This window comes from Pseudomonas sp. L5B5, assembly GCF_020520285.1.
In the GTDB taxonomy this organism is placed as follows: domain Bacteria; phylum Pseudomonadota; class Gammaproteobacteria; order Pseudomonadales; family Pseudomonadaceae; genus Aquipseudomonas.
Map to the genome: position 1 here is coordinate 6,026,483 of NZ_CP084742.1, position 18,584 is coordinate 6,045,066.

General features: G+C 62.0%; 12 protein-coding genes and 4 tRNA genes. 10 read left to right on the forward strand and 6 right to left on the reverse strand.

The annotated features are described in order from the left end of the window. The first annotated feature begins 463 nt into the window (after positions 1 to 463). Both LGQ10_RS27815 and rmuC read left to right on the forward strand, forming a co-directional pair. Positions 464 to 787, forward strand: a complete 324-nt coding sequence (locus tag LGQ10_RS27815; RefSeq protein WP_058433868.1) for a sel1 repeat family protein — start codon at positions 464 to 466, stop codon at positions 785 to 787. A gap of 205 nt (positions 788 to 992) precedes the next feature. Beyond that, complete coding sequence (gene rmuC, locus LGQ10_RS27820; protein WP_226526215.1) at positions 993 to 2,330, forward strand: DNA recombination protein RmuC; 1,338 nt, start codon at positions 993 to 995, stop codon at positions 2,328 to 2,330. Positions 2,331 to 2,345: 15 nt separating this feature from the next. Here the strand turns inward: rmuC and LGQ10_RS27825 are convergent, their stop codons facing one another. Together LGQ10_RS27825 and LGQ10_RS27830 are read right to left on the reverse strand one after the other, a co-directional pair. Then, positions 2,346 to 5,819, reverse strand: a complete 3,474-nt coding sequence (locus tag LGQ10_RS27825) for a PAS domain-containing hybrid sensor histidine kinase/response regulator (RefSeq protein ID WP_058433866.1) — start codon at positions 5,817 to 5,819, stop codon at positions 2,346 to 2,348. Between the two features lie 143 nt (positions 5,820 to 5,962). Then, a complete protein-coding gene (locus LGQ10_RS27830; RefSeq protein WP_226523804.1) occupies positions 5,963 to 6,520 on the reverse strand; it encodes a TetR/AcrR family transcriptional regulator in 558 nt (185 codons plus the stop codon). 93 nt (positions 6,521 to 6,613) lie between these two features. Between LGQ10_RS27830 and LGQ10_RS27835 the strand changes: the two genes are divergently transcribed. The 3 genes from LGQ10_RS27835 (at position 6,614) to LGQ10_RS27845 (ending at position 11,341) form a co-directional block, all read left to right on the forward strand. Further along, positions 6,614 to 7,819 carry an MFS transporter gene (locus LGQ10_RS27835; RefSeq protein ID WP_226523805.1) on the forward strand — a complete coding sequence of 402 codons (1,206 nt, stop codon included), beginning with the start codon at positions 6,614 to 6,616 and terminating at the stop codon, positions 7,817 to 7,819. A gap of 412 nt (positions 7,820 to 8,231) precedes the next feature. Then, a complete protein-coding gene (locus LGQ10_RS27840) occupies positions 8,232 to 9,383 on the forward strand; it encodes a TDT family transporter (RefSeq protein ID WP_058438974.1) in 1,152 nt (383 codons plus the stop codon). A gap of 83 nt (positions 9,384 to 9,466) precedes the next feature. Beyond that, positions 9,467 to 11,341, forward strand: coding sequence for an MFS transporter (locus LGQ10_RS27845; RefSeq protein ID WP_226523806.1), 1,875 nt, complete (start codon positions 9,467 to 9,469; stop codon positions 11,339 to 11,341). Between the two features lie 108 nt (positions 11,342 to 11,449). Here LGQ10_RS27845 and LGQ10_RS27850 read toward each other — a convergent pair whose 3' ends face one another. Beyond that, complete coding sequence (locus tag LGQ10_RS27850) at positions 11,450 to 12,406, reverse strand: bile acid:sodium symporter family protein (protein WP_226523807.1); 957 nt, start codon at positions 12,404 to 12,406, stop codon at positions 11,450 to 11,452. 71 nt (positions 12,407 to 12,477) lie between these two features. Further along, entirely contained in the window at positions 12,478 to 13,398 is a 921-nt protein-coding gene (rdgC, locus tag LGQ10_RS27855) for a recombination-associated protein RdgC (protein WP_058438971.1), read from the reverse strand. Positions 13,399 to 13,558: 160 nt separating this feature from the next. Here rdgC and LGQ10_RS27860 point away from each other — a divergent pair. The 4 genes from LGQ10_RS27860 (at position 13,559) to LGQ10_RS27875 (ending at position 14,090) form a co-directional block, all read left to right on the forward strand. Then, positions 13,559 to 13,634, forward strand: a tRNA-Val gene (locus LGQ10_RS27860). Positions 13,635 to 13,654: 20 nt separating this feature from the next. Then, positions 13,655 to 13,731 (forward strand) — tRNA-Asp (locus tag LGQ10_RS27865). Positions 13,732 to 13,918: 187 nt separating this feature from the next. After that, positions 13,919 to 13,994, forward strand: a tRNA-Val gene (locus LGQ10_RS27870). 19 nt (positions 13,995 to 14,013) lie between these two features. Beyond that, a tRNA-Asp gene (locus LGQ10_RS27875) sits at positions 14,014 to 14,090 on the forward strand. A 303-nt stretch (positions 14,091 to 14,393) separates the two neighbouring features. Here LGQ10_RS27875 and LGQ10_RS27880 read toward each other — a convergent pair. Both LGQ10_RS27880 and LGQ10_RS27885 read right to left on the reverse strand, forming a co-directional pair. Then, complete coding sequence (locus LGQ10_RS27880; RefSeq protein WP_226523808.1) at positions 14,394 to 15,563, reverse strand: catalase family protein; 1,170 nt, start codon at positions 15,561 to 15,563, stop codon at positions 14,394 to 14,396. After that, complete coding sequence (locus LGQ10_RS27885) at positions 15,560 to 17,368, reverse strand: di-heme-cytochrome C peroxidase (protein ID WP_226523809.1); 1,809 nt, start codon at positions 17,366 to 17,368, stop codon at positions 15,560 to 15,562. Before LGQ10_RS27885 ends, LGQ10_RS27880 begins: the two co-directional genes overlap by 4 nt. 267 nt (positions 17,369 to 17,635) lie before the next feature. On the opposite strand from LGQ10_RS27885, the gene LGQ10_RS27890 reads away from it, so the two are divergent. Then, entirely contained in the window at positions 17,636 to 18,358 is a 723-nt protein-coding gene (locus LGQ10_RS27890; RefSeq protein ID WP_226523810.1) for an FKBP-type peptidyl-prolyl cis-trans isomerase, read from the forward strand. Positions 18,359 to 18,584 lie beyond the last annotated feature (226 nt).

The window sequence follows — 18,584 nt, forward strand, 5'->3', positions numbered from 1 at the left end:
GTACTAACGGGGCGGATTCTAATGAGTTGTAGCCTGGAACGCAAGTGTGCTAGGAAAATTTTCATCAGGAGTCAGTAAACCGTCACTCCGAGCCTACGCTTGGGGCGTGTACGAAAACAGTGCGTTACCGGTGTCAATTTCAATGCGGTTGTGCACACTTGTTGCGCAGCGTGTCACCTGCTTGTCACCTTCCCTCGAGGTGCCCCCATAGCCTGTCTCGAGAATTTAAGTCAATGAAAAACATCGCTTTTTTTAACTGGTGAAAAAATCGTCAGTTTGACTGGAAGGCCCGTCTCATGGGGCTTTGAGAGGGTTGTGGGGCGGTTGTCCACTGAGTTATCCACAGCTTCTGTGGATTGTCCCAAGCGCTTGCTCTAGGACGGGCGTGCTGGCTCTTTTGGACTTTACCCGGGCGAAAAAAGGAGTAGAGTGGCGCGCCTTCCGATCTGCCCCACAGTGCTTTATGAAGTTTCGCTCAGTATCACCTTCTGTTACCGCGACCCCCTCCAGTGTTACCGAACCCAAGCGTTTTTCTCTGCGGGTCGCCCTGTGGTTGCTGGACAGCCCGCATCTAGGTCATAGCCCCAGCGTCAAGCATTTTGCCGGGCGCCTGCTCAAGCAGCCGGCCCGTGACGGTGTGGTCGCGGCGCAAAGCCGCCTGGGCCAGTTGATGTGCCGCGAATGCGGCAATGCCCGGGACCGACGCATCGGCCATGACCTGCTGCGCCAGGCGGCTCGCGCCGGTGACCGCAGTGCACAACAGGAACTGGGTCTGATCGAAGACTGAGCTGTCCAACCCCCGGTGGCTTGGTTAACCTTCATTTCTTCTCTCGATGGCAGGAGTCGCTATGGCTATGGACTTGACCAGCATGTTGCTTGGCCTGGCGGGTGCGGCGCTGCCTCTGCTGGCGTTGGCCTGGCAACTGCAGCGGCGCGCAAGTTCCCGCCAGGTCGAGTTGTCCCTCCTGGAGGAGCGCCTCGCCACGGCCCAGATGGCCCAGGAAGGTCTTTTGGCGCAGCTGGATGCCAGTCGCGACGAAGTCAGCGACCTGAGTCAGGCCAATGCCCTCAAGCAAGCGGACCTGGCCGCCCTGGGCCGCGAGGTCGAGCTGCTGCAGATCGAGCGCGACAATTCCCGTGATGCAGCCCACGCCTGGAGCCTGGAGCGGGGAGCCAAGGAAAACGAACTGCGCCGGCTGGATGCCCAGGCCGCTTCGCTGGCTGCCGAGCTGCGCGAGCAACAGGAAAGCCATCAACAGCGCCTGATGGACCTGCAGGGTTCCCGGGATGAACTGCGAGCACAGTTCGCCGAGCTGGCGGGCAAGATTTTCGATGAGCGCGAGCAGCGTTTCGCCGAAACCAGCCAGCAGCGGCTGGGGCAATTGCTGGACCCGCTCAAGGAGCGCATTCAGTCCTTCGAAAAAAGGGTGGAAGAAAGCTATCAGTCCGAGGCCCGCGAGCGTTTTTCCCTGGCCAAGGAACTGGAGCGCCTACAGCAGTTGAACCTGCGTCTGAGTGATGAAGCCACCAACCTGACTCGTGCCCTCAAGGGCCAGAAAACCCAGGGCAACTGGGGCGAACTGATCCTCGAGCGGGTGCTGGAGCACGCCGGCCTGGAAAAGGGCCGCGAATACCAGACCCAGGTCAGTCTCAAGGGGCCGGACGGGGAGCGGTTCCAGCCCGATGTGCTGATCATGCTGCCCGGCGACAAACAGGTGGTGGTGGACTCCAAGGTCAGCCTCACTGCCTATCAGCAGTATGTCGGCAGCGATGATCCGCAGGTTGCCCAGGCGGCCTTGAAGCAGCACGTCCTGTCGCTGCGCAATCATGTCAAGGGATTGGCCGGCAAGGACTACAAGCGCCTCGAGGGTTTGCACAGCCTGGATTTCGTCCTGTTGTTCGTGCCCGTTGAAGCGGCTTTCTCCGCGGCATTGCAAGCCGAGCCCAACCTGTTCCAGGAAGCGTTCGACCGGCATATCGTGATCGTCAGCCCAACTACCTTGCTTGCCACCTTGCGGGTGATCGACAGCCTGTGGAAGCAGGAGCGCCAGAGCCAGAATGCCCGGGAGATCGCCGAGCGCGCAGGCTGGCTCTATGACAAGTTCGTGCTGTTCATCCAGGACCTGGATGAAATCGGCGGTCGTCTGCAGCAGCTGGACAAGGCCTACGCGGCGGCGCGTAACAAGTTGACCGAGGGGCGCGGTAACCTGATCAGCCGCAGCGAACAGCTCAAGCTGCTCGGGGCTCGCGCCAGCAAGAGCTTGCCGGCGGACCTGCTGGAGCAAGCAATGACCGATATCGATGGGCGCGAGCTGGAACTGCCGGACTGATCCGTCCGGCGCCTGTCAGCCCAGGGGCAGGTGCCGGCTGAGCAGGGCACGCAAAGCGGCGGGCTTCACCGGCTTGGGCAGGTAGTCCAAGCCAGCAGCATGTACCTGGGCGACCATTTCCGGGCGGCCATCGGCGCTGATCACGACACCAGGCACCGGCTCGCCCAGTTGGGTTCGCAACCACGCCATGACCTCTGTCCCGGTTTCCCCGTCGTCCAGGTGATAGTCCACCAGCGCCAGTTGCGGCCGTATGCCTTGCGCGAGCAGCGCGGCACACTCCTCGCGGTTGCGCGCAGTCCAGACCTGGCAGCCCCAGCGGGTCAGCAGGCTGTTCATGCCGATCAGGATGCTGTCTTCATTATCGACGCACAGCACTTGCCCGCCGTTGAGGGGCTGTCCATTCAGTTCCGCTGCCTTGCCGGGCATTGCTGTGCTGCTGCGGGCCAGTGGGACGCTGACGCTGAAAACACTGCCTTTGCCCGGCCAGGAGCGCACCTGCAGCGGATGACCGAGCACGCGGCACAGGCCGTCGGCAATCGCCAGGCCCAGGCCCAGGCCTTTTTCGGCGCGGGTCTGATGGCTGTCCAGGCGTTTGAATTCCTCGAAGATCACTTGCTGCTTGTCCAGCGGAATGCCCGGGCCACGGTCCCAGACTTCCAGGCTCAGCATGTCGCCGCGGCGCCTTGCGCCCAGCAACACCGGACCCTTGGCATAACGGAAGGCGTTGGTCAGGAAGTTCTGCAGGACCCGGCGCAGCAGCTTGCTGTCGCTGTCGACGCGCAGGTGGCTGCCCCGCACCCGGAACTGCAGGCCCTGTTCCTGGGCCAGGGCCCTGAACTCCGTGGCCAGGGGGTCGAACAGTTCGTTGAGGATGAAAGGCTTGCGGTCTGGTGTGATCTTGCCGTTTTCCAGGCGTGAAATGTCCAGCAGGTCGCTGATCAGGTCCTCGGCGGAGCGCAGCGAGCTGTCCAGGTGTTGCACCAGTTGCTGGGCCTCTGCCGATAAGCCGTCTTCCTGGTGGGAGAGGGCGGCGGAAAAGAGTCTTGCGGCATTCAAGGGCTGCATCAGGTCATGACTGACCGCGGCCAGGAAGCGTGTCTTGGACTGGTTGGCCGCTTCTGCGGTGCCCTTGGCATCGGTCAGCGCCGCGTTGAGTTGCGACAATTCATGAGTACGTTCCGCCACCCTTTGTTCCAGGCCCTCGTTGGCCTCGGTGAGTGCCTGCTCGGCCTCGCGGAACGGGGTGATATCGGTGAAACTCATGACAAACCCGCCACCTGGCATCGGGTTGCCGATCAGCTCGATCACCCGGCCATTGGGGAACAAGCGCTCGGACGTGTGGGCTCGACCCTGGCGCATCCAGTGCAGGCGCCGGGCCACATGCACCTCGGCTTCGCCGGGGCCGCACAGGCCGCGCTCGGCATTGTGACGGATGATGTCGGCAATCGGTCGGCCGACGCTGATCAATCCTTCGGGGTAATTGAACAGCTCCAGGTAGCGGCGATTCCAGGCCACCAGTTTCAGGGACTGGTCCACCACGCTGATGCCCTGGGTGATGTTCTCGATCGCCCCTTGTAGCAGGGCACGGTTGAACTGCAGGACTTCGGAGGCTTCGTCGGCGATGCGCACCACGTCCTCGAGCTGCATTTCCCGACCCTCAATGGCGGCCTTGACCACCGCACGGGTCGAGGAGGCCCCGAGCACGCCGGCCAGCAGGCGCTCGGTATGGGCTATCCATTCGCCGTCGGCGTTCTGGTTCGGGTTGAAGCCCTTGCCCTGGCGATAGGCGAAGCGGATGAAGCTCTGGCGAGCGCGTTCATCGCCGACAAAACGCGCGGCCAGCTTCAGCAGGTCGTCGATCTGCACTGCCAGCATCGAGCGTGAGCTCAGGCGGCCGGTGATTTCCTGGCCGATGAAGCGCCCAGCCTGCCAGTGCTCGGAAACCCGCGTGCGCGACAGCACCGAAACCCAGGCGAACAGGGTGAAGTTGCCGGCCATGGACAGCACCACGCCCTGGGTCAAGGGCGTGATTGGCAGGTTCAACGGATTGCTGTGCAGCCAGGCCAGGCCCGGGAAGCTGTTCAGGGACCAGCCCAGGCTGTGGGCGGCGATCGGCAGGACCAGGGTGTAGAACCAGATGAACGTACCGGCCGCGAGGCCCGCGAACACCCCCCGGCGGTTGGCTTGTTTCCAGTACAGAGCGCCAAGCATGGCCGGGGCCAGCTGGGTCACGGCCGCGAAGGCGATCTGGCCAATGGTGGCCAGGCTGGCGGTGGAGCCCAGCAGCCGGTAGCTGACATAGGCCAGCAGCAGGATGGCGACGATGCTCACCCGTCGGACGGAGAGCATCCAGTGGCGGAACACCTCGAAGGGGCGTTCGGCATTCTTGTGCCGCAGCAACCAGGGCAGCAGCATGTCGTTGGAAACCATGGTGGAGAGCGCCACGCTGGCGACGATCACCATGCCGGTGGCCGCCGACGCTCCGCCGATGAAGGCCAGCAGCGCCAGGGCCGGATGGGCCTGGGCCAGCGGCAGGCTGATGACGAAGGAGTCCGGGAGCACGCTGCTGGGCAGGAGCATCTGCCCGGCCAGGGCAATAGGCACCACGAACAGTGCGGCCAGGGCCAGGTAGGCCGGGAATACCCACTTGGCCAGGCGCAGGTCCTGGGGCTCGATGTTCTCCACCACGGTGACGTGGAACTGCCGTGGCAGGCAGATGATCGCCATCATCGCCACACCTGTCTGCACCACCATCGACGGCCAGTTGATGGTTTCTTCCCAGTACTGTTCCAGGCGTGGCGCCAGCATGGCCTGGCTGAACAGGTCGTCGAAGCCGTCATACAGGCCGAAGGTGACGAAGACTCCAACCGCCAGGAAGGCGAACAGCTTGACCAGGGACTCGAAGGCGATTGCCAGCACCATGCCCCGGTGGTGCTCGGTGGCGTCCAGGTTGCGGGTGCCGAAGACGATGGTGAACAGGGCCAGGATCAACGACACGATCAGCGCCGTGTCCTGGGCGCGGGTGCCCGTGGTGTCGGCGCCGGCACCGATCAGCAGGTTGACCCCCAGCACGATGCCCTTGAGCTGCAGCGCGATATAGGGCAGCACGCCCACCAGGCAGATCAGCGCCACCACCACTGCCAGTGACTGGGATTTGCCATAGCGGGCGGCGATGAAGTCGGCGATGGAGGTGATGTTCTCCTGCTTGCTGATGATCACCATCTTCTGCAGCACCCAGGGCGCGAACACCAGCAGCAGGATCGGCCCCAGGTAGATCGGCAGGAAGGCCCACAATTGTTCGGTGGCCTGGCCCACTGCACCAAAGAAGGTCCAGCTGGTGCAGTACACCGCCAACGAGAGGCTGTACACCCAGGCCCGTACGCGCGGCGGAAGGGGCGCGCTGCGACGGTCGCCGTAGAAGGCGATGGCGAACATGATGGCCATATAGGCTAGGGCAACGGCTGCAATCAGCCCGCTGGACAACGACATGGGAACTCCGAAGCAGATACACCGGGCACATTAGCCCGGCCAGACAGTCTGGCACGATGTCGGGTTGTCGTCAGTGTCGACCAAGGTATCAGCGCGGCCTGATGTCGCAGGGCTTGTTCACCCGTCAGGCACAGGGGGGCGGGTCATGCCTTTGGTGATGGCAGCAAGGCGATGTCGATCAGTTCGTGGAGCTCCTGCAGCTTGAGGGGCGCGGCAGCGAACAGGATTCGGAACACCGTGGGCGCCACGATCAGGTTCAGCAACCGGTCCACCTCCGGCAGGCTGGCATCGCTGGCCCGATAACGCTCGAGAATGATCTGCAACTGGCCGCCGAGGATGGTCGCGCAGTACCCAGGGGTGGCGCTGCATTGCACGTCGCGCATCATGTTGCGCCCGGGCTCGGAGCTCATTTCATCCAGATACTGTTCTGCCCAGGCCCGCAGGTCGCCGCGCAGGCTGCCGGTGTCGGCCGGTTCGCTGTCCGGGTGCATGTGGGCCAGGGCGACATCGGCGAGCAGGGTCGCCAGATCGCCCCAGCGCCGGTAGATGGTCGAGGGAGTGACGCCGGCGCGGCTGGCGATCTGCGGGACGGTCAGGCTCGAGCGCTCCTGTTCCTCAAGAAGCTCGCGCACTGCCCGGTGGATGGATTCCTGGACCCGGGCGCTGCGACCGCCTGGGCGTAAACCTTCTCTGATAATCATGGGGTCGAACCTTAACACAAAGAATTTGCTTTAAGCCCCTGGCGGTAGCACACTTCGCAAAAGCAAAATATTAGCTTTAGCGGAGCGTGCCCTATGCCTGATGCCATCGACACTCGCGTGTCCAACCGTTGCAGCCTGGTTTTCCTGGCGGTGACCCTGCTCGGTTTCCTGGCCGCCTCCAGCGTGCCAACCCCCTTGTACCACCTGTATCAGCAAAGCCTGCACTTTTCGCCGGCGATGCTGACGCTGGTATTCGGTGTCTATGCGATGAGCCTTCTGGCGGCGTTGCTTACGGTTGGATCGTTATCGGACTACCTGGGACGTCGTCCAGTGATTTTCATCGGCCTGCTGCTCAACGGCCTGGCGATGCTGCTCTTCATCAATGAGAGCAGCGTGCAATGGTTGATCGCAGCGCGAATGGTGCAGGGGTTCGCCACCGGCATGGCTACCAGTGCGCTGGGAGCCGCGCTGCTGGATACTGATCGCCGGCAGGGGCCGTTGATCAACAGCGTCGCGCCGCTGCTGGGCATGGCGTGTGGCGCCATGGGCGCCAGCCTGCTGGTGGAGCTCGCGCCGCTGCCGCTGCAACTGAGCTACTGGCTGCTGTTGGGGCTGTTCGTGCTGCAGGCGGTGTACCTCTGGCGCCTGCCGGAAAGCGTCAGCCGGCAACCCGGGGCGTGGGCGTCCCTGAGACCGACCCTGCATGTGCCGCCGCAAGCGCGACGCGCGTTGTGGCTGGCGCTGCCGGTGGATGTGGCGGTCTGGGCGGTGGGCGGGTTCTACCTGTCCCTGGCGCCGTCCCTGGTGCGAGCCGCCACCGGCTCCACCTCGAACCTGATCGGTGGGGCGCTGGTCGCCGTACTGACGCTCAGCGGTGCGACGATGATCTACGGCCTGCGCGAACGTCATCCCGAATCGGTCCTGCGCTTGGGGGCCGGATTGCTGGCGCTGGGGATGCTACTGATCCTTGGCGCGGTGCACAGCGCCAGTCTGCTGTTGTTCTTCTTCGGGACCCTGGTGCTGGGCAGCGGCTTCGGTGGTGGTTTCCTGGGGGCGTTGCGCAGTGTCGTGCCCCTGGCCTTGCCCCATGAGCGGGCAGGGCTGCTGTCGGCATTCTATGTCCTGAGCTACCTGGCGTTCTGCTTGCCGGCACTGCTGGCCGGGAGCCTCGCCCGCAGTAACGGGCTGATCGCCACCACTGATGGTTATGGCGCGGTGCTGATCCTATTGGCCCTTGGCGCACTGATGGCCCTGATGCGACGCCGCCCGGCCTTGCAATGTGATGCGCCAGGGTCCTGAACCCAAGTGTCGACCGTCCTTTGATCGAAGTTGATGGACACTTGGGGGCTGTGTCTCCGGCAGAGACACTGCTACTCAAGCAATGCGAGTACGGGAAGTATGCAGTCGTGGGAGAGCAGTTGCCCGATGAGCAGGCAGTCGACAATGCAATGCGCTACCTTTTTGCGTTTCCTGCTGCTCGGAGGTGATGAGAGTGTGGCGAGTCATGAGCGTGGGTTACTCCTGGAAGGGGTCTTTATCACGAGTACGCTCAATTTTATCGGTACTCCGGCCTGGCCCGGCGCAAGGAATAGAAGCGCTCGCTGCTCTATATCTGCAAAACAGATAACAGTTAGAGAAATTACCCGTTATATAGATATTCGATCCGGTTCTACCATGGGCTCAACCTCTTCAGAGGACAGGAGACCCCATCGTGACATGTACCCAAAGCGTCAAAGTTGGCCGCCGGCCCTTGAGTCATCTGCAGCATCCGCGTGAAGCCATTCGCCAGTTCACCCCCAACTGGTTCGCCGCCACCATGGGCACCGGCGTCCTCGCCCTCGCGCTGGCCCAATGGCCAGCCGAGGTTCCCGGGCTGCGCCTGGTGGCGGAGGGGTTCTGGTGGCTGACCATCGCCCTGTTCCTGCTGTTTACCGCGATGTACACCGCGCGTTGGGTAATGTTCTTCGACGAGGCGCGGCGGATCTTCGGACATTCCACGGTCTCGATGTTCTTCGGCACCATTCCCATGGGACTGGCCACCATCATCAATGGCCTGCTGTTGTTCGGTCATGCCCACTGGGGCGATGCAGTGTTGGTGCCGGCGCAACTGCTCTGGTGGCTGGACGTGGCCATGTCGCTGGCATGTGGGGTGCTGATTCCCTACATGATGTTCACCCGCCAGGAGCACAGCATCGACCAGATGACCGCTGTCTGGCTGCTGCCTGTGGTGGCGGCCGAGGTGGCTGCGGCCAGCGGTGGCTTGCTGGCTCCGCATCTGGTGGATGCCCATGCGCAGCTGGTGATGTTGAGTACCAGCTACGTGCTATGGGCTTTTTCGCTGCCGGTGGCGTTCAGCATCCTGACCATCCTGTTGCTGCGCATGGCCCTGCACAAGCTGCCCCATGAAAGCATGGCGGCCTCGAGCTGGCTGGCCCTGGGGCCGATCGGCACGGGCGCCCTGGGCATGCTGGTGCTGGGCGCGGACGCTCCGGCGATCTTCGCCGCCAATGGCCTGTCGGGCATCGGCGAAATCGCGGCCGGCCTGGGGCTGGTGGCGGGCTTGACCCTCTGGGGGTTCGGCCTGTGGTGGATGCTCATGGCAGTGTTGATCACTCGGCGCTATCTGAGCGAAGGAATCCCCTTCAACCTTGGCTGGTGGGGGTTTACCTTCCCCCTGGGGGTGTACTCGCTGGCGACGCTCAAGCTGGGCAGCACGTTGCACCTGGTGTTCTTCGATGTCGTGGGCGCTGTGCTGGTGGCGGCCCTGGCCGTGATGTGGCTGATCGTTGCCAGGCGCACGTTGCAGGGCGCCTATAAAGGAGAGCTGTTTGTTTCGCCGTGCATTGCCGGCCTACATAAATAATCGGCAAACACAGGTAAGGTTGTGGCCTGGATCGAAGTGCGGCATTCCAATAACAGTATCCTCGCCACTCAGGAACACGGAAGATGAGTCACCCCTCGCAATTCACCTTGCTTCGCAAACGGCGATTCCTGCCGTTTTTCATCACCCAGTCCCTTGGCGCCTTCAACGACAACATCTTCAAGCAGTCGTTGATTCTGGCCATCCTCTACAAGCTGAGCATCGAGGGTGACCGCTCGATCTGGGTCAATCTCTGCGCCTTGCTGTTCATCCTGCCGTTCTTTCTGTTTTCGGCACTGGCCGGGCAGTTCGGTGAAAAGTTCGCCAAGGATGCGCTGATTCGCCTGATCAAGCTGGGGGAGATCGTGATCATGGTGGTGGGGGCCGTGGGGTTTGCCTTCGATCACCTGTCGCTGATGCTGCTGGCGCTGTTCGCCATGGGCACCCACTCGGCACTGTTCGGTCCGGTCAAGTATTCGATCCTGCCCCAGGCCTTGCGTGAGGAGGAGCTGGTGGGGGGCAACGGCCTGGTGGAGATGGGCACCTTCCTGGCGATCCTGGCGGGAACCATCGGCGCCGGGATCATGATGTCCTCGGCGCATTACGCGTCGATCGTTTCGGCTGCCATGATCGGTGTCGCGGTGCTGGGGTATCTGGCCAGCCGGGCCATCCCGCGTGCGGCTGCGGCCGCTCCGCAAATGCGCCTGAACTGGAACATCTTCAGCCAGTCCTGGGCCACCTTGCGCCTGGGCCTGGGGCAAACCCCGGCGGTATCGCGCTCGATCGTCGGCAACTCGTGGTTCTGGTTCGTCGGGGCGATCTACCTGACCCAGATCCCGGCTTATGCCAAGGAGTGGATGCACGGCGATGAAACGGTGGTGACGCTGATTCTCACCGTGTTTTCGGTGGGCATCGCGGTGGGCTCGATGCTGTGCGAGAAGCTCTCGGGGCGCAAGGTCGAGATCGGCCTGGTACCGTTCGGCTCCCTGGGCCTGACGGTGTTCGGCCTGCTGCTGTGGTGGCACTCCGGGGGTATCCCGGAGAGCGTCAATGGCCATGGCTGGCTTGAAGTGCTGGGCTTCGGACAGGCCTGGTGGGTGTTGCTCGACGTGCTGGGGCTGGGGATTTTCGGCGGCTTTTACATAGTGCCGCTGTATGCGTTGATCCAGTCCCGTACTCCGGAGAACGAGCGGGCGCGGGTCATTGCCGCCAACAACATTCTCAATGCACTGTTCATGGTGGTCTCGGCGATTGTCTCCATCGTCATGCTGAGCATGGTCGAGCTGAGCATTCCTCATCTGTTCCTGGTGGTGTCGCTGCTCAACATCGCGGTCAACGTGTACATCTTCAAGGTGGTGCCCGAGTTCAGCATGCGCTTCATGATCTGGCTGCTCAGCCATTCCATGTACCGTGTCGAGCATCGCAATCTCGAGCAGATTCCCGATGAGGGTGCCGCGTTGCTGGTGTGCAACCACGTTTCCTTTGTTGATGCCTTGCTCATTGGTGGTGCGGTACGTCGGCCGATTCGCTTCGTGATGTACTACAAGATCTACAACCTGCCGGTGTTGAACTTCATCTTCCGTACCGCTGGGACCATTCCCATTGCCGGCCGCCATGAAGACCTGGATATCTATGAAAAGGCTTTCAAGAAGATTGCCGAGTACCTGCGCGATGGCGAACTGGTGTGCATTTTCCCTGAAGGCAAGTTGACTGCCGATGGCCAGATCAACGAATTCAAGGGTGGCCTGACGCGGATTCTCGAGGAAACTCCAGTACCGGTGATCCCGCTGGCCCTGCAAGGCCTGTGGGGCAGTTTTTTCAGCCGCGATCCGAACAAGGGTCTTTTCCATCGTTTCTGGTCGCGGGTCACCCTGGTGGCAGGGCCTTCGGTGGCGGTGGAGGCAGCCGAGCCTGGGCAGCTGCAGGTCTTGGTGGGGGCGCTGCGAGGGGAGCGGCGCTAAGCCGTCTATAGATGGAAGAACGCCCGCGAGATTGCGGGCGTTCTTGTTCCTGTACCGCCGCTCCCAGATCCAAGCCCGCCAGCGCCGGGCGGGTTGCCGGGTCTTCAGTCACTCTGCAATTTGTGCCTTGGGCTCGTCGGGTTCTTGCATGCGACGAAACCAGGTCGAGAGCAAGGCACCGGAAATGTTGTGCCATACGCTGAAGAGGGCGCTGGGTACCGCCGCAAGCGGTGAAAAGTGGGCGCTGGCCAGAGCGGCTCCCAGGCCAGAGTTCTGCATGCCGACCTCCAGCGCCAGGGATTTGCGCTGGGCCAGCGGCAACTTGAACACGCGTGCGGTGAAGTAGCCCAGCAAGAAGCCGAAGCTGTTGTGCAGCATCACCACGGCCATGATCAGCAGGCCGGACTCGGCGATCTTTGCCTGGCTTGCGGCTACCACCGCGGCGACGATGATGACGATGCTCACCACCGATACCAGCGGCAGCACCTCCACCGCATGCCGTACCCGCTGGCCCAGCAGGCGCTGGGCCAGTACCCCGAGCACGATTGGCAGCAGCACCACCTGCAGGATCGACCAGAACAACTCCATGAAGGACACCGGCAGCCAGGCTGAAGCCAGCAGCCAGATCAAGGCGGGCGTGAGCAGTGGCGCGAGCAGGGTGGTCACTGCGGCGATGGCCACCGACAGGGCCAGGTCGCCCCGGGCCAGCCAGGTCATCACGTTGGATGAGGTGCCGCTCGGGCAACAGCCGACCAGGATCACCCCGACGGCGATCTCCGGCGGCAGCTCGAAACCCTGGCAGAGCGCCCAGGCCACCCCGGGCATGATCACGAAATGCGCCACCACGCCCAGGGCGACTCGCCAGGGGTGACGGGCGACTTCGGCAAAGTCCTCGAGTTTCAGGGTCAGGCCCATGCCGAACATCACCAGTCCCAGCAAAGGCACGATGGCGCCCTTGAGGCCGATGAACCAGGCTGGCTGGAAAAACGCCAGTACCGCGAAGACCAGTACCCAGTAAGCGAAGGTATTGCCGACGAAGCGGCTCAGTGCAGCCAGTGCGCGCATGGCCTGTTCCTTATATGTGAAAACGCCACCGAAAGCGGTGGCGTCTGGTGCAGTGGCTGGCAGGCAAGGTGTCAGATGCCCTGCGGGATTTCTTCGCCGCCCAGGGCCTCGAACAACGCCGGCAGGAAGTCGCCGAAGGTCAGCATCATCAGGGTGAAGCTGGCATCGAGCTGGCCCAGGGCCTCGTCGCCGCCATCTTCCTCGGCCTGGGTCTGCAGCAGGTCCTCGAACTTCAGGCGCTTGACCACCATCTTGTCGTCCAGCATGAAGGACAGCTTGTCCTGCCAGGCCAGGGACAGTTGGGTGACCACCTTGCCAGTGCTCAGGTGCAACTGGATTTCCTCGCTGGTCAGGTCCTGGCGCTTGCAACGCACGATACCGCCGTCTTCATGGGTGTCGCGCAGCTCACATTCGTCGAGGACGAAGAAGTCATCGGCGGCCTGCTGGGTCTTGACCCAGTCGGTCATGATCGCGGTCGGGGCGGTCTTCACGGTCACCGGGCGCACCGGCAGGGTACCGAGCACTTCACGCAGGGTGGAGAGCAGGTCTTCGGCACGCTTGGGGCTGGCCGAGTTCACCAGGATCAGGCCCTGTTTCGGGGCGATGGCGGCGAAGGTCGAGGAGCGACGGATAAAGGCGCGGGGCAGGAACGCCTGGATGATTTCATCCTTGATCTGGTCGCGTTCCTTCTTGTAGACCTTGCGCATCTGCTCGGCTTCGATCTCTTCGACCTTTTCCTTGACCGCGTCGCGCACCACGCTACCCGGAAGGATGCGTTCTTCCTTGCGCGCCGCTACCAGCATGAAGTCCTGGCTGACGTGTACCAGGGGAGCGTCCTCGCCTTTGCCGAAAGGGGCGACGAAACCGTAAGTGGTCAACTCCTGGCTTGCACAGGGACGCGCCAGTTTGGTCGCCAGTGCAGTTTCCAGCGCCTCGGCATCAAAAGGCAGATCTTGGGTCAGGCGATAGATCAGCAGGTTTTTGAACCACATGGGGTGAATCTCTCCTTTATACAAAGGAGGGCATTATTCTCTTCGCTGCTGCTCAGGCCAACCCTTCGCTAAGCCTTTGGAAGGGCTGAGAAAATTATTATAAAAAGTGCTTGCCAGAGTAGGGGACGCTCCGTAGAATGCGCGCCACACCGAACGAGAAGGGTGATTAGCTCAGCTGGGAGAGCGTCTGCCTTACAAGCAGAATGTCGGCGGTTCGATCCCGTCATCACCCACCATTCGTTTGATTGTGTTATGCGCAGCGGTAGTTCAGTCGGTTAGAATACCGGCCTGTCACGCCGGGGGTCGCGGGTTCGAGTCCCGTCCGCTGCGCCATATTAGGTAACCTGGACCACTGAACGCCAGGTCGCCACGGAAAGCCCGCTAACGCGGGCTTTTTGCTGTAAAGGGTTGTGCGGGTAGTGCGGCAACCATGGGGATTCAGATTTTTTTGATAAAATTATCAATTAAATCAACACTTTAAGAATTTCTGTGGCATAATGCGCCCCGCAACGAAGGTAAAGGGTGATTAGCTCAGCTGGGAGAGCGTCTGCCTTACAAGCAGAATGTCGGCGGTTCGATCCCGTCATCACCCACCACTTACTTTCAACGCTACGCGCAGCGGTAGTTCAGTCGGTTAGAATACCGGCCTGTCACGCCGGGGGTCGCGGGTTCGAGTCCCGTCCGCTGCGCCATATTAGGTAACCTGGACCACTGAACGCCAGGTCACCACAGAAAGCCCGCTCAATGCGGGCTTTTTGCTGTCTGGGTTTTGTCCAGGTTCTGCATGAGTCAAGAAAAGCGGCCATGAAGCTAATGCCAGTCAGTTAAGCGAGCTGATCTCTGCAGGAGCGTAGCCTGCTCGCGATGATCGTTAGCGGTAGCGCGTATTGACTGAATAAACGCAGCGCTTTGAAGTCCATCGCGGGCAAGCCTCGCTCCTACCATTTCCTCAACTGATCGGCATTAGTCCTGAGACCGTTTTTTTCGTTTCAGGCTTACTGTTCGGCGTTGCGGCTGTGCCGATAATCGCTGACGGCTTCGTACACCGCCTTGCGCAGGCGGTTGATGCCGCCGATGGGGCGGTGGGCTTCAAGGCCGAACCAGGGATTGAACGACTGGTTGTCGCAGGCCAGGTTCTGCACCGGGGTATCGAAGTCTTGGGCGGGAATCGTCACCCGGGCCACGGTTTCGAAGGGTGCATCCTTTTCTTTCCACTCGATGCTGGTGTCCTCGATCGGCATGAAGCGGCTCGGGTCCTGGCGCTGGATCTGCAATACGAAGCAGGCTGGTACCCGGTCCGTGGAGAGCTGTTGGACCAGGGCGCTGCGCAGGAAATTGGGCAGGTCCTGGTTCTGTGCCGGCAGTTGGTAAGCCTGGCAACTGTCCGGATCCGGCATGACCCGGAACTTGGCGTTGGCCTTGCCGAACTTGTAGGGCGAGACCGAGAAGTAGGTGGTCTGGGTCGGGCTCGCCGGCGCCGGCGCCAGGGTCGCCAGGGCGATGAACAAGTGGCGGACCTGCCAACTGCGTGGATCCCGGCCGGGGAAGAAGGCGCCGACTTTCTGGCCGTCGGCCTGGGCCGCGATGTTCTGCTGGTACTCGGCTACATCGCTGACGAAGAAGTTCGGGTGGTTGAACATCACGAAATCCTGTTCGTGGCGTGCAGCCTCCGACGCCATCAACTGTTGCCCGGGGACCTCATGCAGCTTGATCGCCATGCCACGGGCATCGCGAATGCTGTCGAACTGCGGGTAGGCATTGCCATTGGACAGGCGCACCGTGGCCTGCCAGGTTTGCCCCGGGTTGGCGAAGACCCCCTGGCGCAGCTCCGGGGCCAGGCCCTTGAGCACCTGGACTTCGGCTTTCAAGCAGCCATGGGCCTTGGCATGGGCGTCGCGCAGGTAGCGGGTGCCCTCTCGATGCTGGTCGACGATACGCACGGCGGTCTGGATGATGTCCTGGGTGCGCGCCGCTTCATCGGCGGGAATCTGTTCTTGTACTGCTACCGGGCCGCGGTGCTGCCAGGCGAACCAGGCACTGGCCAGGGCCCAGCACGAGAGACCGAGCACCACCAGCAGCAACAGCAGCTTGCCCAGTAGCGCGCCCAGGCGCAGCCAGAGCCGGCCCAGCAGGGAGGGGCGTTTGCTTGCAAGATCGAGTTTCATGGCAGTTGCGACTCCAGCGGTCCGCCCAGCACTTTCAGGTATTCCAGCAGCGCCCAGCGCTCTTCAGGCTGCAAAAGCGGGCCGATGACGCCATTGCCCCGCTGGCCGGCGCGAAATTCGTGACCACTGTTGTGGTTGCCGCTGATCCGGGTATCGAATTCAAAGCCGTTCTTGAACGCTTCCTGGCGATAACCCAGGTGCTTGGGGTCGTACTCGAAGGTGCCTCGATAGAAGGTCGTGGAGCGTTCCGACTGGGGAGACAACAGCTGATAGAGGTTGGGCACCGAACCGTTGTGCAGATAGGGCGGGGTCGCCCAGACCCCGGCCAGCGGGCGGGCCTTGTAGGCGCGCAACTCGCGAACGCCGATCGGCAGGCCGTAGCCGTCCAGGCGCGAGCGTTCTTCGGGGGTGACCTGGGCATCGCGATAGGCGCGTTCCTCGACGAAGGCCGTGATGTACGCCAGGCCCTTGGCAGCGGACATCTGCCGCAGATCCAGGGGCTCGGTGGGCGTCGGGTGCAGTTCGACGTTGGACTTGGCCAGTTCCGCGGTATCCCATTGCAAGGTGCTCAGGTCATAACGCAGGTCGGCAATATTGCTGGCCGAGTTGGGGTCGGTGCCGATCACCGAGACCGGCAGCATCTTCAGTTGCTGGACCGGCCGGCCATTGTTCTCGCTGACTGCGGGCACATGGCAGCCGGCGCAATGGTTGGCGAACAAGGTGCGGCCCTTGGCAGCCAGCGGCTTGTCGATCTCGCCCAGCAGGTTTTGCGGCCAGGTGGGTGGCTTGAGGCGCTGCAGGGTCTCCTCGATAAGGTTGAGATCGCGCACGCGCACGCTCGACGGATAGCGAGCATCCCCTGTCAGTGGCTGGCCGGCAGCGTCGAACAGATTCAGGGTCGCCCCCACGCCCAGGGCTTCGCCGATGTTACGGGCCATGGGTTGCTGCGCCGAACCGTTCCATTGCACCCAGTCGAAGGTCCAGATATCCCAGAGCTGTGGATAGTCCACCGGAGCGTTGGCGATCCGGTAGTTGGTCGGGGAGATCGCGTCGCCGAAGCTGGCATTGGCGATACGGCCAAAGGCATCGGTGCGTCCTGGTCCCTCCTCGGTGGGGTAGAGACCGCGATGGGTGTCGTTCCAGGCCACCTTCAGGAAGGTATCCAGCGATGCCTTGAAGTCCCGGCGCAATTGCTCGTGCTGCTGGTCGTAGTCCGGCCCCAGCACCTTGCGGGCAAAGCGCTCGAATTTCCACGGGTTGTAATAGGTCATGGCCAGGCCGGCCACCAGGGCCTGGCCAAAGCTGCCGCCGCGTAGGGTGGGCACGCTCGATGGCAGGACATGCTGCGCCGAGCCGCCGTCGATCCGCAGCGCCTGGTGATTGAAGCGCAGTTCGCCGGTGTGGCAAGCGGCGCAGGTAATGTCCAGGTACTGCTCGGCATTGCCCGGGTTCTGGTGGCGGGCGAACCCTACCGGCAGGTTGCCGGGGTTCTGCGTCGTGGCCTTCTGCCCGGGCTCCACCAGAAAGCCGAAGCGCGCGAGGTACTCGGGGGCGGCGAAGGATTGCTCGGAGAAGGGCAGTTCCAGGGCGACGAACCAGTCATAGCGCAAGCCCTTGACCTGGGTGCCCTGGGGTGTGAAGTAGTAGGTTTGACGGTCCTGGGCATCCCACTGGTCCAGGTAATGCACCTGTTCGGCAGGCGCATAGTCGGGGAGTTTCGGATTGGCGATGTAGTAGGCCACCACGGCCAGGGCGAGGCCGATCAATACGGCAATCAACAGCAATACACGGTAGATGAGGCGCAAGATGTACTTCCTTGTCGAATTTGGTTTCCTTATGCCTGAGCGCATCTGACGGGGCAAGTAGCCATTACTTGAGCTATGGTTATTCGCGCTCTTTCACATGCCTCGCGATCTACCTGAACGGGGCATATCCCAGACCACAAAATGCGTTTGCAGGCGTGAACTTATCAATGGTTTACCGCTCCTATGCCGGTAGCCATTGGTCGTGGCGGCCTGATAAGCTCGCGGCTTTATTCGATTGCCCTTTAGGCGCATGAACAAGGAAATAGCATGAAACAGCATCGGTTGGCGGCGGCGGTGGCCCTGGTTAGCCTGGTACTTGCCGGTTGTGACTCGCAGACCAGCGTAGAGCTGAAAACCCCGGCGCAGAAAGCTTCCTATGGCATCGGCCTGAACATGGGCAAGAGCCTGGCCCAGGAAGGCATGGATGACCTGGATTCCAAGGCCGTCGCCCTGGGTATCGAAGATGCCGTCGGCAAGAAAGAACAGAAGCTGAAGGATGAAGATCTCATCGAGGCCTTTGCCGCATTGCAAAAGCGTGCTGAAGAGCGCATGGCCAAGATGAGTGAAGAATCGGCGGCTGCCGGCAAGAAATTCCTCGAAGAGAACGGCAAGAAGGCAGGCGTGACCACCACTGCTTCCGGCCTGCAGTACGAGGTGCTGAAGAAGGCTGATGGTCCTCAACCCAAGCCGACTGACGTGGTGACCGTGCATTACACCGGTACCCTGACCAATGGCACCGTGTTCGACAGCTCGGTAGAGCGTGGCAGCCCGATCGACCTGCCGGTCAGCGGCGTGATCCCGGGTTGGGTCGAAGGCCTGCAGTTGATGCACGTGGGCGAGAAATACAAACTGTATATCCCTAGCGACCAGGCCTACGGCGCACAAAGCCCAAGCCCGGCGATCCCGGCCAATTCGGTGCTGGTGTTCGAGCTGGAACTGCTGGGCATCAAGGATCCAGCCAAGCAGGACAAGCAGGGCGCTGCCAAGTAACCTGCTGGTTCGCCCAAACAACGCCCCGCTCTTGCGGGGCGTTGTCGTTTCTGCAAGCCGGTAGTGGTAAAAAATCCGAACTGACGGCATTGTCGACAGTCAGAACAGGGTAGCGCTGGCACTAGTCGCTGAAGACTGCCAAGTCAATGAAATAATGGGTTTTTTTATGTGAGTAAAAAACGCCCGATCTGAGCTCAGCCCTTGTGAAACGGGGCTTTCAGCGCTG